Origin of the sequence: Paracoccus sp. 22332, from assembly GCF_052045125.1 — a bacterium.
GTDB classification, from domain to species: domain Bacteria; phylum Pseudomonadota; class Alphaproteobacteria; order Rhodobacterales; family Rhodobacteraceae; genus Paracoccus; species Paracoccus haematequi_A.
The window spans coordinates 7,501-20,993 of record NZ_JBQEOI010000011.1; the positions used below are offsets into that span (position 1 = coordinate 7,501).

Sequence of the window (13,493 nt, forward strand, 5' to 3'; positions counted from 1 at the left end):
TCATCTGCACCTTGTCGGCGTTGATGATGATGACGTTGTCGCCCATGTCCATGTGCGGCGTGAAGGTCGGCTTGTGCTTGCCGCGCAGGCGATTGGCGACGATCGTGGCGAGGCGGCCCAGAACGACGCCCTCGGCGTCGATCAGGATCCACTTCTTCTCGATCTCCGCCGGTTTCGCGGTATAGGTTTTCATCTTTCGTCCCTTCAGGGTCGCAAAAATTTCGAGATGGGGGTGTATCGGGGATCGCGGCCCGTGCGTCAAGCGCCTCAATGGCAAATAAATCCTTGAAAAACAATTTCCTATGATTTAGGTATCAAAATACCACATCATAGCGCGCTGTTTTCCGGCTTTTTTGGCGGAATCGAATAGGTCATCGAACAGCGCGCCACCGGTTGAGCCGCGCCCTCCGAAAAAATCAGCGCCTCGGCCACGGCAAGGCTGCGCCCCAGCTTGAGGATGCGGCACTCGGCCAGCAAATCCCGTCCCGCCTCGGGCTTGCGCATGAAATCGATCGAGGCGTTGGTGGTCACCGCCAGGGCGACCGGCCCGATCCGCGACAGGATCGCGCAATAGATCGCCACATCGGCCAGGGCAAAGATCGACGGCCCGCTGACCGTGCCGCCCGGCCGAAGATGCTGGTCGCCCACCAGCAGCCGCGCGACCAGCCGGTCGGGGGCGGCACTCTCGACCCGGTACTGGCTGGCCACCTGTGCGAAATCCCTCGCCAGGAACGTGTTCAGCGCCTGTGCGTCCATCGCCATATCCATGCTTTTCCCCCTGGCTGTCCCGGCATAGGCTTTCGGCAAACAGAGGGAGAGATCAAGATGCCGGACCTGATCCAGCGGCAGGACAGCGACCATATCGCACGGCTGGTGCTGAACAGCCCCGAGAACTACAACGCCCTGTCGACGCAGATGATCGAGGCCCTGGCCCAGGCGCTGCGGCAGATCGGCGACGACGATTCCGTCCGCGTGGTCGTGCTGGCGGCGCAGGGCAAGGCCTTCTGCGCGGGCCACGATCTGCGGCAGATGCAGTCGGCGCGCGGCGATGTCGATGGCGGCGCGGCGGCCTTCGCGGACCTGTTCGACGCCTGCGCCCGGATGATGCAGATGATCCCCGCCCTGCCCCAGCCGGTCATCGCCGAGGTCCAAGGCATCGCCACCGCCGCCGGATGCCAGTTGGTCGCCTCCTGCGACCTGGCGGTGGCTGCGGAAACCGCGCGCTTCGGGGTCAATGGCGTGAACATCGGCCTGTTCTGCGCGACCCCGATGGTCGCCCTGACCCGCGCCGTCCCGCCCAAGGCCGCGTTCGAGATGCTGACCACGGGCGAATTCATCGACGCCGCCCGCGCCCAGCAGCTTGGCCTGATCAACCGCGTCACCACGCCCGAGACGCTGACCGACACCACCATGCAGATGGCCGCGACCATCGCCGCCAAGCTGCCCGCCGCGATCCGCCTGGGCAAGCGCGCCTTCCACGACCAGTTGCGGCTGGGCCTGACGGATGCCTATGCGACTGCCGGACAGACGATGTGCCAGAACATCCTGCTGCCGGACACCGCCGAGGGCATGGCGGCTTTCCTGGAAAAGCGCCCGCCAAGCTGGTCCTGATCCTTCACCTTTGCCCAAATATCCTCGGGGGAGTCCCGAAGGGACGGGGGCAGACAGCCCCCTGCCCCGCCGCCGTCAGCGCGACGCCAGCCCCTTCACCAGCTCCGTGAAGTGCTCGCCGCGCTTTTCGAAGTTCGGATACTGGTCGAAGCTGGCGGCGGCAGGGGCCAGCAGCACGGTGTCGCCCGGCTCCGCCTCGGACGCGGCGCGGGCGACGGCGGCGTCCATCGTCTCGGCGATCTCATAGGGGGTCTGGCCGATCTCCAGCGCGAAGTCGCGGGCGGAATGGCCGATCAGATAGGCTTTTCTGACCGCGCCCAGATGGGGACCAAGCGCGCCGATGCCGCCTTCCTTGCCCAGGCCCCCTGCGATCCAGCGAATGCGGTCGAAAGCCTGCAACGCCTTAGCCGCCGCATCGACATTGGTGGCCTTGGAATCGTTGACGTAACGGACCCCGCCGATCTCGGCCACGGTCTGGCTGCGGTGCGGCAGGCCCGCGAAGGTCTGGAACGCGGCCTCGATCTCTCGCGGCGCCAGGCCCACGGCGCGGCAGGCGGCATAGGCCGCGCAGGCGTTCTGGTGGTTATGCGCGCCCGGCAGGCCCTTGACCGCACGCAGGTCGATGGATGCCGCCTGCCGCCCCTTGCGGTATTCGGACAGAAACCCCTTGCGCGCAAAGACCGCCCAGGCGGCCCCGTCCAGCTTTTGCCCGGCCGAGACGCGGATCACCCGGTCATCCGCCGGACCCATGCCCAACTGGTCGGCCAGATACAGCCCCTCGACCTCGTCGACGCCGATCACGGCACGATCCGGCCCGCCTTCCGCGAACAGACGGCGCTTGGCCGCGAAATAGCCGCCAAGGCCGCCGTGCCGGTCCAGATGGTCGGGCGAGAGGTTGGTGAAGACCGCGACATCCGGGGTCAGCGCGCGCGCCAGGTCGGTCTGATAGCTGGAAAGCTCCAGCACCACGACCTCGCCGTCATGCGCAGGCTCAAGCGACAGCACGCCGGTGCCGATATTGCCGCCCATCTGCGTCGGACGCCCCGATTCCCTCAGGATATGATGGATCAGCGCCGTGGTGGTGGACTTTCCGTTTGACCCGGTGACGGCGATCACCCGGGGGGCGCGGTCGAACCCATCCCAGTCGGCGGTGGCATAGCTGCGGAAGAACAGGCCGATATCGTTGTCCACCGGCACGCCCAAGGCATAGGCCTTGGCGATCACCGGATGGGGCTTCGGATAAAGATGCGGAATGCCGGGGCTGGTGATCAGCGCCCCCACGCCAGCCCAAGCCTCGTCGCGGGTCAGGTCCAGGATGGTCAGGCCGTCCGCTGCCGCCGCTTCACGCGTGTCATTGCCGTCGTCCCAGGCGACGACCTTCGCGCCGCCCGCCGTCAAGGCGGCGGCGGTCGCCTTGCCGGAACGGCCGAGGCCCAGAACTGCGATGGTTTGTCCCTCGACGCCTTGAACAGGGATCATCGGTGCGACCTTTCAACCAAGCCGGGGGCTGTCTGCCCCCCGGACCCCCGAGGATATTTCAACGAAGATGAAGATCACCGCAGCTTCAGCGTCGCAAGCCCGATCAGCGCCAGGATCAGCGCGATGATCCAGAAGCGGATCACGATCTGCGCCTCGCCCCAGCCCTTCTTCTCGAAATGGTGGTGGATCGGCGCCATCAGGAAGACGCGGCGGCCGGTGCGCTTGAAATAGGCGACCTGGATGATGACCGACAGCGCCTCGACCACGAACAGACCGCCGACGATGGCCAGCACGATCTCGTGCTTGGTCACCACCGCAATGGCGCCCAATGCGCCGCCCAGGGCCAGCGAGCCGGTGTCGCCCATGAAGACCGCCGCCGGGGGGGCGTTGTACCACAGAAAGCCCAGGCCCCCGCCGATCAGGGCCGAGACGAAGATCAGGATCTCGCCCGTGCCGGGGACGTGGTGGACGCCCAGATAGGTGGTGAAGTCCACCCGGCCCACCGTATAGGCGATCACGCCCAGGGTTCCGGCGGCGATCATCACCGGCATGATCGCCAGCCCGTCCAGCCCGTCCGTGAGATTCACCGCATTGGCCGATCCGACGATCACCAGCATCCCGAAGGGGATGAAGAACAGCCACAGGTTCACCAGCGCGTCCTTGAAGACCGGCAGGGCCAGCTGCCCCGACAGATCCGCCGGATGCAGCCACATCGCCCAGGCCGAGGCCACAAAGGCCAGCGCCAGCCCCAGCAGCATCCGAATCCTGCCGGACACGCCCTTGGTGTTCTGCTTGCTGACCTTGGCATAATCGTCGGCAAAGCCGATGGCGGCGTAGCCCGTCGTCACCAGCAGCACGATCCAGACATAGCCGTTGTCCAGCCGCGCCCACAGAAGCGTCGAAAAGAACAGCGCCGACAGGATCAGGATGCCGCCCATCGTGGGGGTGCCGGCCTTGACGAAATGGCCCTCGGGGCCGTCGTCGCGGATCGGCTGGCCCTTTTTCTGGACGCGGCGCAGATAGTTGATCAGCGGACGCCCGAAGATGAAACCGAAGATCAGCGCCGTGAAGAAGGCCGCGCCCGCCCGGAAGGTGATATAGCGAAACAGGTTGAAGAGGTCGCCCCCTTCGGAAAGGCTGCTTAGCCAATAGAGCATCGGTTATTCTTTCGTTTCAGAGACGGGCGTCTGCGCCGTTTTCCGCAAGGCGTCAACGACGGTCGAAATCTTCGAGGACTTGGAGCCCTTCACCAGCACGATATCGCCGGGCCTGACCAGATCGGCGGCGCGCGCCGCCAGGTCCGCCGCGTTTTCGGCCCAGACGCCGCGCCTGGCGGGGGGCAGGGCGTCATGCAGGTGGCGCATCCGGGGACCGGCGCTGTGGACCAGATCGACCTGGGCCATGGCGGGGTCGTCGGCCATCGCGCGATGCATCGCGATCTCGTCCGCGCCCAGTTCCAGCATGTCGCCCAGGATCGCCACGCGCCGTCCGCCCTGCAATCCCGCCAGCGTGGCAAGTCCCGCCGACAGAGAGGTGGGGTTGGCGTTATAGGCGTCGTCGATCAGGCGCAGGCCCGCCAGATCCTCGACCGCGCCGCGCCCTTTCGGGGGCAACCAGTCGCCCAGGCGCTGGCCCGCTTCCTTCACATCCGCCCCGGCGGCGGCCAGCGCGGCCAGCACGCCCACCGCGTTCATCGCGAAATGCGCGCCGGTCGTGTGCAGCGTGAAATCAATCGTTTCGCCGCCGATCCGCGCGCGGCACTCCAAGGCGCCATTGTCGGGTTTGGCCTGCACCAGCTTCGCCTGCCCGTCGCGGCCAAAGCCCATGACCAGGGCGCCCGCTTCGTCGGCGCAATCGCGCAGGATCTGCGTGACCGGCAGATCCTCGGGGACGATGGCGTGGCCGATGGGTTCCAGCCCCTGGAAGATCGCGCCCTTTTCGCGGGCGATGCCCTCGATGGCGCCGAAGGCTTCCAGATGGGCGGCGGCGACCGTGGTGATCATCGCCACATGGGGACGGGCCAGACGCGACAGCGGCGCGATTTCGCCCGGATGGTTCATGCCGATCTCGATGATGGCGAAATCGGTGTGGCGGGGCATCCGCGCCAGCGTCAACGGCACGCCCCAGTGGTTGTTATAGCTGGCCTCGGCAGCATGGATGCGCCCCTGCCCCGTCAGCGCCGCCCGCGCCATGTCCTTGGTCGAGGTCTTGCCCACAGATCCGGTAATGGCGATGACCTTGCCCGCCATGCGCCTGCGCCCCGCCCGGCCCAGCGATTCCAGCGCCGCCAGAACATCCGGCACGATCAGCAGCGGCGCGGTCGGCGAAACGCCCTGGGGGACGCGGCTGACCAGGGCTGCGGCGGCGCCCTTGTCCAGAGCCTGCGCCACGAAATCATGGCCGTCGCGCGCGTCCTTCAGCGCCACGAACAGGTCGCCCGCCCGGATCGTGCGGGTGTCGATAGAGACGCCCGTCGCGGTCCAGTCGCCCTGCGCGCGCGCGCCCGTCGCGGCGGCGGCTTCCTCGGCTGTCCACAGGGTCATATCTTGCCGTCCAGTGCCGCGACCGCGACCGAGGCCTGTTCGGCGTCGTCAAAGGGATAAACGTCGGTGCCGATGATCTGGCCGGTCTCGTGCCCCTTGCCGCAGATCAGCAGCGCGTCGCCCGGCAGCAGCGCATCGACGCCGCGCAGGATCGCCTCGGCCCGGTCGGGGATTTCGGTGGCCTCGGGGCCTGCGCCTTCCATGACGGCGGCGCGGATGACTGCCGGATCCTCGGTCCGAGGGTTGTCGTCGGTGACGATCACCACATCGGCAAAGTCGCGCGCCGCCTGCCCCATCAGCGAACGCTTGCCCCGGTCGCGGTCGCCGCCCGCGCCGATCACGCAGACGATCCGGCCCATCACATGCGGGCGCAGCGATCCAAGCGCGGCGATCACCGCGCCCGGCTTGTGGGCGTAATCGACAAAGACCGTGGCGCCGTTTTCGCGCTGCGCGACAAGCTGCATCCGGCCGCGCACGGTGTGCAGGTCCGGCAGCGCGCGCAGGACGGCATCGGCCGGATCGCCCGCCGCCAGAACCAGCCCCATCGCCGCCAGCACGTTTTCCGCCTGGAATCCGCCGATCAGCGGCAGGCGAACCATGTGCGGCTGACCCATGACCGAGAATCGCAGATCCTGCCCGGTCGCGTCATACCGCTGGCCCAGGATCCGCAGCATCGCCGTCTCGCGCGTGCCGACGGTGGTGACGGCCAGGCCCCGGTCGGTGGCGATGTCGACCATCTGCCGCCCCCGGTCGCTGTCCACGTTGATGACGGCGGAACCGCCCTCTTCCAGGATATGATTGAACAGCAGCGCCTTGGCCGCGAAATAATCGTCAAAGCCCGCGTGATAATCCAGATGGTCCTGGCTGAAGTTGGTAAAGGCTCCGGCCTCGACGCGAACGCCGTCCAGGCGGCGTTGGTCCAGGCCGTGGCTCGACGCCTCCATCGCGGCATGTGTTACACCCGCCGCCGCGGCCTCGGCCAGAATGCGGTGCAGGGTCAGGGGGTCGGGCGTCGTATGGGCCAGCTTGGCCTGATAGTCGCCTTCGACCCCCATCGTGCCCAGGCTGATCGCCTTGCGACCCAGATGCTGCCAGATCTGACGGGTAAAGCTGGCGACGCTGGTCTTGCCCGATGTGCCGGTGACGGCCACGACATGATCGGGCTGCGCCTCGAACCACAGCGCGGCGGCGCCGGCCAGGGCGGCGCGCGGATCCTCGGCGACCACCACGGCGCCGTTCCAGCCGGACAGGGCATCGGCCGCCATCTCGGCCCCCGCGCGGTCGGTCAGGACGGCGGCGGCGTCCATCCGTAGGGCATAGGGGATGAATTCCCCGCCATGCAGCGCCGATCCGGGAAGGGCCGCGAACAGATGGCCGGGCTTCACGGTGCGGCTGTCCAGCGACAGCCCGGTGATCTGCGGGTCGCGCCCGTCCCTTGCCCGCAGCCCCAACTGCGACAGCGTCTTTCTGCCCTGCACCGTCTCACCCATCATTGATTTGCGCTGAGCTTTAGCTCATCGCCGGGTTGCGATTCAACACGGGGCGCGAAGCGCGGGGCGATGACCGGCAGGTTTTCGTCGGTCACGGGTTCCAGCCCGACCAGGGGCGCCAGGCGGCGGATGATGGCGGCGGCGACCGGCGCGGCCGTGGCCCCAGCCGTGCGGCTTTCCCCGCCCGGCCCGGTGACGGACGGTTCGTCCAGCGTCACGATCATCACGTATTTCGGCGCGCTTGCCGGAAAGACCGACGCGAAGGTCGACACCACCTTGTTGTCGTAATACCCGCCCGAGGGGCGCGGCTTGTCGGCGGTGCCTGTCTTGCCCGCGACCTCGTACCCCTCGACCTCGGCCTGCCTTGCGGTGCCGCGCGTCACGACCTGGCGCAGCATGTCCACAGCGCGGTGGGCGGCGCGTTCGGACAGGATCCGTTCGCCTTGGGGCCGGGTGCGGCCGTGGATCAGCGTCGGCGTCACCTTCACGCCGCCGTTGGCGACGGTCGCATAGGCGGCGGCCAGGTGCAGCGGACTGGCGGCAAGGCCGTGGCCGAAGGACACGGTGGCGGCGGTCACCGCGGGCCAGCGCGTCGGCACCAGCGGCTTGCCGGTCGGCGCCTCGACCATCTCGATCGGCAGCGGATCGAAGAAGCCCAGCTTTTGCAGGAAGTCCTTTTGCCGGTCCACGCCGATCATCTGCGCGATCCTGACCGTCCCCACGTTCGAGGATTTCACGATCACATCCGTCGCCGACAGCTGCGGACCATAGTTCGAAAAATCGCTGATCCGGTATTTGCCGATCCGCATCGGCGTCGTGGTGTTGATGCCGCTGTTCGGATTGATGATCTGCAAATCCAGCGCCTGCGCGACCGGGAAGATCTTGAAGGTAGAACCCAGTTCGTATTGCCCCTGCACCGCGCGGTTGAACAGCGGGCTGTCGGACGGATCGCCCTTCAGCAAGGGGCGCGGGCGGTCGTTCGGATCGAAGTCGGGCAGGCTGGCCATGGCCAGAATCTCGCCCGACTGGATTTCCATCAGGATGCCGGTGGCGCCCTTGGCGCTCATCACCTCCATCCCCGAGGCCAGGACCTGCTCCATCGCGGATTGCACGGACAGGTCTATGGACAGCTGCAACGGCGCGCCGTCATTGGCCGGATCGCGCAGCCAGCCGTCGAAGGCCTTTTCGACGCCCGCGACGCCCAGAACCTCGGCGCTGTTCACGCCCTCGTTGCCGAAGCCCGATCCGCCCAGGATATGGCTGGCGATGTGGCCGTTGGGATAGACGCGCATCTCTCGGGGACCGAACAGCAGGCCGGGTTCGCCGATGTCGTGGACCGCCTGCATCTGTTCGGGCGACATCTTGCGCTTGATCCACATGAACTTGCGGCTGCCGGTGAAATCCTTCGTCAGCTCGGCCGCGTCCAGGTCGGGAAAGATTCGCGCCAGCGCGTTCGCGGCGCCCACCGGATCGACCATCTGGTGGGGATGGGCATACAGCGAATGGGTCAGCAGATTCGTCGCCAGAACCCGCCCCTGCCGGTCGGTGATGTCGGCGCGCTGCGACACGATCTGGGCCGACATCACCTCGCTCTGCGGCTCGATCGGTTCACTGGAGGCCAGCGTCCCCATGCGCACCCCGACGACGCCGAAGGCCAGCACGAAGCAGCTTGCCATCAGCGCCAGCCGCCCTTCGGCCCGGCGGCGGGCCTTGTCCTGGACGGCCTCGTGCCGCTGGCGGCGGGCTTCGGCTTCTATATCGTCGGGATTTTCGCCCCGCTCGCGGGCGCGGAGGATCTTGGCCAGGGGGCGCAGGGGGGTGCGGATCATGACGGTCACTCCTGTGGGGCGGCGTCGGCGCCGGGCGTGGCTTCGGTCTCGGGGGCCGGTTCCGGGGGCGGGGGCGGTTTGGGATAGTCGATATGGCCCAGGCCCATCACCTGCCCGGATTCGCGCGGGACCAGTTGCAGACGGTCGAAGTTCAGATCGACCAGTTCGCGCAGCCGCTCGGGCCGGTTCAGATAGGCCCATTCGGCGCGCAGCACGCCCAGATCCTCGCGCAGTCCCGCGATCTCGCGCTGGATCTGGCGCATGTCGGCCAGCGAGGCCTGGGTGCGGTAGTTTTCCCGATAGGCCCAGAAGGCCAGGCCCATCACCAACAGCGCGCAGGCCAGGAAGGTCAGCGGGCGCATCAGTGCCCCCCTTTCGGCAGGCGCGGCATCGCCAGCGCATCGGCATCCACCGCCCCTGCGGGCGCGTCGGTGCGAATCGCCACGCGCAGCAGGGCTGACCGGGCGCGGGGGTTCGCGGATTCCTCGTCGGGATCGGGACCGATGGCGCGGCGGAAGGGCATCGTGAAGGCGGGGGGCGCCATGTCCTGCACGGGCGCATAGCGGCTGCCCCCGCCCGCGCTGTTCGATCGGGCCTGCATGAATCGCTTGACGATCCGGTCTTCCAGCGAATGGAAGCTGACCACGGCCAGCTTGCCGCCGGGCTTCAGGGCGCGTTCGGCGGCCGACAGCCCCTCGACCAGTTGGCGGAACTCGTCGTTCACCCAGATGCGGATCGCCTGGAAGCTGCGGGTGGCCGGATGGCTTTGGCCCGGCTTGGGGCGCGGCAGGCAGGATGCCACGACCTCGGCCAATTCGGCCGTCCGGGTCAGCGGCCGCGCGGCGACGATGGCGCGGGCGATGCGGCGGGCGGCGCGTTCCTCGCCATAGTGATACAGCACGTCGGCGATCACCGATTCGTCGGCGCCGTTCAGCAGATCGGCGGCCGATGGTCCCGCCTGTTCCATCCGCATGTCCAGCGGGCCGTCGCGCAGGAAGGAAAAGCCACGGTCAGCCAGGTCAAGCTGCATCGAGCTGACGCCCAGATCCAGCACCACCCCGTCCAGCGGCTCGCCCGCCAGCGAATCGAGATCGGAAAACGTGCCCGCGACCAGCCGCAGCCGGTCGCCGTATTCGCCCGCCCATCCGGCGGCCATCTCGAAGACCAGCGGATCCCGGTCCACGCCGATCACCCGGCCGGCCCCCGCCGCCAGCAGCCCGCGCGCATATCCGCCCGCCCCGAAGGTGCCGTCCAGCCAGACACCGGCGACAGGCGCGACCGCCCGCAGCAGGGGGTTCAAAAGGACGGGCACATGCGATTCGGCCATTGCTCAGCCCTCGTCCACCTGGTCGAGGAACGACCGCGGGTCGAAATCCGGGCCGTGACGGGCGGTGAAATCCTCCAGCGCGGCGACATCCTTGGGACGCGTATCGGGGTGATAGACCTGGATATAGTCGCCGCGCGATTCGAAGATCGTCTCGGCGCCCTCGGTGAAGCCCAGCTTCTCGCGCAGCTTCTGCGGCAGGACCAGACGGCCCTCGCGGTCGATTTCCAGGTCGGTGGACTGACCGTTCATCAGCATTTCCAGCCAGCGCCGTTCGGGAGACCCGCGCGTCAGCTTGTCGATCTGCTCGTCGATCTCCTCGATGGCCTCGATGGTGTAAAGCTCGATCCAGTTCCACCAGTCGGGCCCATAGACGGCGACCAGTTGCGTGCGGCCGGTGTTGGCGGTGGCGAAACTGGGATCGCCGGCATCGAAGACGCGGCGCAGCCGGGCCGGGATCGACATCCGACCCTTGCCATCGACCTTGACGGATTCAGTGCCTCTGAACTTCCGCGCCACCTTGGCCCTGCCTCACTGCCCAGCCTTTCCGTCCGCGTGAAAAGAAAGGGCGGACCGGGCTGCTGCCACTGCCCGATCCGCCGCCCTCGTTCCCACGGTCTTCCCCGTTTTCGGGGTCCGTCCTTGTCAGGCGCCACCTGGGGGAGGTGCTGCTCGCGCCTGCGGACGGCTTGTTGGAAAACGGACGCCTGTATGAAAGCCTGCTTCGCCTTTTGGGGTCTTGGTCGCCCCTTTACTGCCCGTCTTCGTGATCAGGTTGTGGCATGGGAATTCATGGGAAGCAACGGAATTCTGCGCCCGGTGAGGAAGCCAAACCGCGAACAGCGAAATGCCGCGACCTGTGGCAAACCCACAACGAATCATCGTGAAACCCAAGTCCTTGGGTTTAAAGCCTCGATTCACCCAAGATATCGACGGTTGATATTTGATATAGACGCTGATCCACAGCCGACCGTGGCCGCCCCCCGCCCGGACCTGTTGCGACTTATCCACAAAAAAGCAGAAATGCGGCTAATGCGCTTCACGGGCCGTCACGGCGTCGTGATCCCTTTGGGCAACGCGGGGGCGAAGGCTTCTCTGCCTGTTCCCGCATTTTCCCAGGACCGAGGGAATCAGGCCAGGCCGTCCTTGACCAGCCGATCCGCCAGCCGCGCATAGGCCTGTGCGGTCGCCCCGTCCCCCAGGGCCACCGGCCGCCCCGAATCGCCCGCCAGGCGCACGTCCAGTTCCAGCGGCAGCTCTCCCAGGAAGGGCAGGCCAAGGGCGCGGGCCTCGGCCGCGACGCCGCCATGGCCGAACAGATGCGCTTCGTGGCCGCAGTTCGGGCAGACATAGGTGGACATGTTCTCGACCAGGCCCAGGACCGGGGCTTTCAGCTTGTTGAACATGTCGATGGCGCGCCGGGCATCCAGCAGCGCCACGTCCTGCGGGGTCGAGACGATGATCGCCCCTGTCACCGCCGCCTTCTGGCACAGGCTCAACTGCACGTCGCCGGTGCCCGGCGGCAGGTCGATCAGCAGCACGTCCAATTCGCCCCAGTTCACCTGTTGCAGCATCTGCTGCATCGCGCCCATCAGCATCGGGCCGCGCCAGACCACGGCCTCGCCCTCCTTCAGCATCAGGCCGATGGACATGACGGTGACGCCATGGGCCTGCAACGGCTCGATATGCTGGCCGTCGGGGCTGGCGGGACGGCCCGACACGCCCATCATGCGCGGCTGCGAGGGACCATAGATGTCGGCGTCCAGCAGCCCGACCCGGCGCCCGGCGCGCGCCAGCGCCACCGCCAGGTTCGAGGTCACGGTCGACTTGCCGACGCCGCCCTTGCCCGACCCGATGGCGATGATGCTTTTGACGCCGGGAATAGGCTGCGGCCCGCCCTGCCCGGTCGGATGGCGACCGATCTGCAACGAGGGCGCGGCGCCCGAACTGCGCACCGGCTGGGTGGGGGCCGCCTTGCTCGCGGGGGCGGTCATGACGATCTGGACCTTTGCCACGCCCGGCAGGGCCTCCAGGCGGCGCTTGGCTTCGGCCTCGACGGGGGCGAGGCTGCGGGCCACACCGGCATCCGCGACCTCCAGCACGAATCTCACCGTGTCGCCATCGACCGAAAACGCCCGCACCAGATCGGCTTTTTCCAGCGTCCGGCCGTCCGGCAGAACGATATCAGAGATTTCCCTAAGGGCAGCTTCGCGGTTCACGGACATGTCAGGACCTGTTTGAAAGATTAACGCAACCATGGTCCACACCGGCTGCGGCATCAACCACCCGCCGCAATATGCGGCAAGATGACCGTCGCACCTCCGAATCCGCATGTTTTTGCGGCGCGGCGTGAACGCTAACGCACCTGGATTGTTACATTTCCGTCATAAATATGAACGGCCTTGCGGGTGGTTGACGCGCCAGTCATGCGATTGCTGCATGGCAGCATTCCCCAATGATCCATTGTGCAGTCGCAGCATTAGCGCCATCTTGGGTGCATCGAAACGGCGCCGGGCCATCCGGGCAGGGCGCAGACGCAAGAGACGCTGAAAGGATACACCATGGCTGCCATCGCACACACCCACAACGCCGCCGCCGCCACTGGCTTCGCCGGTCGTTTGATGGCTGCGATCCAGCACATGCAGGAAAACCGCGCCCGCCGTGCGATCTATCGCCAGACGGTCCGCGAACTGAACGTGCTGACCAACCGCGACCTGGCCGATCTGGGCATCAACCGCGCGATGATCGGTCGCCTGGCCCACGAAGCGGCCTGGGGCACGAAATAACGACGGAATTTTCCGGCCCCCTCTCCTCCCTGGGGCACGGAAACGGCGGCATCCTCTCTCCTCCCACCCCGAGGATGCCGCCCAAAGACAGCGCCGGAACCCGTTCTCCTCCCCCAGGGTTCCAGCGACAGGCGGCGGCCCCTTCCTCCTCCCTGGGGTCGCCGCAACCTGACATAGCCGCCCTGATCGCGGCACCAGACACGGCCCGCCCTCTCCTCCTCCCTCGGGCGCGCCGTCTGCGGCGAAGCCTCTCCTCCCCGGCTGACCCGCACCCCATAGCCGCCCCATTTGCGGCACCCGGATGCGACGGACCCCTCCTCCCATTGGTCCGATCGTTGGCGGCAACGGCTCTCCTCCTCCCTGGCCGTGCCGCACCCTAAACGCGGCCCCTCCCTCCTCCCTGGGCCAGCGTTATGCGGCGGCGCCCCTCC

Annotated in this window: 13 protein-coding genes (1 of these 13 running past the window's edge); 2 read left to right on the forward strand and 11 right to left on the reverse strand. The window is 67.4% G+C overall.

The annotated features are described in order from the left end of the window. On the reverse strand, window positions 1–193 hold the beginning of the coding sequence (gene rplM, locus ACTJI6_RS13040) for a 50S ribosomal protein L13 (RefSeq protein ID WP_126155787.1). 272 nt of this gene lie to the left of the window's left edge; the window shows 193 of its 465 coding nt (coding positions 1–193); the start codon lies at window positions 191–193; its stop codon lies off the left edge, out of view. A 134-nt stretch (window positions 194–327) separates the two neighbouring features. Next, window positions 328–768, reverse strand: coding sequence for a PaaI family thioesterase (locus tag ACTJI6_RS13045; protein ID WP_440801254.1), 441 nt, complete (start codon window positions 766–768; stop codon window positions 328–330). 57 nt (window positions 769–825) lie between these two features. Between ACTJI6_RS13045 and ACTJI6_RS13050 the strand changes: the two genes are divergently transcribed. Continuing rightward, entirely contained in the window at window positions 826–1,611 is a 786-nt protein-coding gene (locus ACTJI6_RS13050) for an enoyl-CoA hydratase (RefSeq protein WP_440801255.1), read from the forward strand. Between the two features lie 75 nt (window positions 1,612–1,686). On the opposite strand, the gene murD is transcribed toward ACTJI6_RS13050, so the two are convergent. The 9 genes from murD to ACTJI6_RS13095 all read right to left on the reverse strand — a co-directional run bounded on the left by murD (window position 1,687) and on the right by ACTJI6_RS13095 (window position 12,501). Further along, window positions 1,687–3,090, reverse strand: coding sequence for a UDP-N-acetylmuramoyl-L-alanine--D-glutamate ligase (murD, locus tag ACTJI6_RS13055; protein ID WP_440801257.1), 1,404 nt, complete (start codon window positions 3,088–3,090; stop codon window positions 1,687–1,689). A 74-nt stretch (window positions 3,091–3,164) separates the two neighbouring features. Then, window positions 3,165–4,247 carry a phospho-N-acetylmuramoyl-pentapeptide-transferase gene (gene mraY, locus ACTJI6_RS13060; protein ID WP_126152656.1) on the reverse strand — a complete coding sequence of 361 codons (1,083 nt, stop codon included), beginning with the start codon at window positions 4,245–4,247 and terminating at the stop codon, window positions 3,165–3,167. 3 nt (window positions 4,248–4,250) lie between these two features. Then, window positions 4,251–5,633 carry a UDP-N-acetylmuramoyl-tripeptide--D-alanyl-D-alanine ligase gene (locus ACTJI6_RS13065; RefSeq protein ID WP_440801259.1) on the reverse strand — a complete coding sequence of 461 codons (1,383 nt, stop codon included), beginning with the start codon at window positions 5,631–5,633 and terminating at the stop codon, window positions 4,251–4,253. Further along, window positions 5,630–7,126, reverse strand: a complete 1,497-nt coding sequence (locus ACTJI6_RS13070; protein ID WP_440801260.1) for a UDP-N-acetylmuramoyl-L-alanyl-D-glutamate--2,6-diaminopimelate ligase — start codon at window positions 7,124–7,126, stop codon at window positions 5,630–5,632. Before ACTJI6_RS13070 ends, ACTJI6_RS13065 begins: the two co-directional genes overlap by 4 nt. After that, on the reverse strand, window positions 7,123–8,952 hold the full coding sequence (locus ACTJI6_RS13075; protein WP_440801262.1) for a peptidoglycan D,D-transpeptidase FtsI family protein: 1,830 nt from the start codon (window positions 8,950–8,952) through the stop codon (window positions 7,123–7,125). Before ACTJI6_RS13075 ends, ACTJI6_RS13070 begins: the two co-directional genes overlap by 4 nt. Before the next feature lie 5 nt (window positions 8,953–8,957). After that, window positions 8,958–9,314 carry a cell division protein FtsL gene (gene ftsL, locus ACTJI6_RS13080; protein WP_440801264.1) on the reverse strand — a complete coding sequence of 119 codons (357 nt, stop codon included), beginning with the start codon at window positions 9,312–9,314 and terminating at the stop codon, window positions 8,958–8,960. Continuing rightward, window positions 9,314–10,279, reverse strand: coding sequence for a 16S rRNA (cytosine(1402)-N(4))-methyltransferase RsmH (gene rsmH, locus ACTJI6_RS13085; RefSeq protein WP_440801266.1), 966 nt, complete (start codon window positions 10,277–10,279; stop codon window positions 9,314–9,316). The genes ftsL and rsmH overlap by 1 nt, the downstream gene beginning before the upstream one ends. 3 nt (window positions 10,280–10,282) lie before the next feature. Then, window positions 10,283–10,795: a division/cell wall cluster transcriptional repressor MraZ gene (locus tag ACTJI6_RS13090; protein ID WP_440801268.1), complete on the reverse strand. Its 513-nt coding sequence runs from the start codon at window positions 10,793–10,795 to the stop codon at window positions 10,283–10,285. A 611-nt stretch (window positions 10,796–11,406) separates the two neighbouring features. Beyond that, entirely contained in the window at window positions 11,407–12,501 is a 1,095-nt protein-coding gene (locus tag ACTJI6_RS13095) for a P-loop NTPase (protein WP_440801269.1), read from the reverse strand. 336 nt (window positions 12,502–12,837) lie between these two features. Between ACTJI6_RS13095 and ACTJI6_RS13100 the strand changes: the two genes are divergently transcribed. Next, complete coding sequence (locus ACTJI6_RS13100; protein WP_241232613.1) at window positions 12,838–13,062, forward strand: DUF1127 domain-containing protein; 225 nt, start codon at window positions 12,838–12,840, stop codon at window positions 13,060–13,062. Window positions 13,063–13,493: the final 431 nt, after the last annotated feature.

Coding starts and splice junctions, on each gene's coding strand:
- ftsL (WP_440801264.1), bottom strand. CDS start 9,314: ATGCGCCCGCTGACCTTCCTGGCCTGCGCGCTGTTGGTGATGGGCCTG.
- mraY (WP_126152656.1), bottom strand. CDS start 4,247: ATGCTCTATTGGCTAAGCAGCCTTTCCGAAGGGGGCGACCTCTTCAAC.
- ACTJI6_RS13095 (WP_440801269.1), bottom strand. CDS start 12,501: ATGTCCGTGAACCGCGAAGCTGCCCTTAGGGAAATCTCTGATATCGTT.
- ACTJI6_RS13045 (WP_440801254.1), bottom strand. CDS start 768: ATGGATATGGCGATGGACGCACAGGCGCTGAACACGTTCCTGGCGAGG.
- ACTJI6_RS13065 (WP_440801259.1), bottom strand. CDS start 5,633: ATGACCCTGTGGACAGCCGAGGAAGCCGCCGCCGCGACGGGCGCGCGC.
- ACTJI6_RS13050 (WP_440801255.1), top strand. CDS start 826: ATGCCGGACCTGATCCAGCGGCAGGACAGCGACCATATCGCACGGCTG.
- ACTJI6_RS13070 (WP_440801260.1), bottom strand. CDS start 7,126: ATGATGGGTGAGACGGTGCAGGGCAGAAAGACGCTGTCGCAGTTGGGG.
- ACTJI6_RS13100 (WP_241232613.1), top strand. CDS start 12,838: ATGGCTGCCATCGCACACACCCACAACGCCGCCGCCGCCACTGGCTTC.
- rsmH (WP_440801266.1), bottom strand. CDS start 10,279: ATGGCCGAATCGCATGTGCCCGTCCTTTTGAACCCCCTGCTGCGGGCG.
- ACTJI6_RS13075 (WP_440801262.1), bottom strand. CDS start 8,952: ATGATCCGCACCCCCCTGCGCCCCCTGGCCAAGATCCTCCGCGCCCGC.
- murD (WP_440801257.1), bottom strand. CDS start 3,090: ATGATCCCTGTTCAAGGCGTCGAGGGACAAACCATCGCAGTTCTGGGC.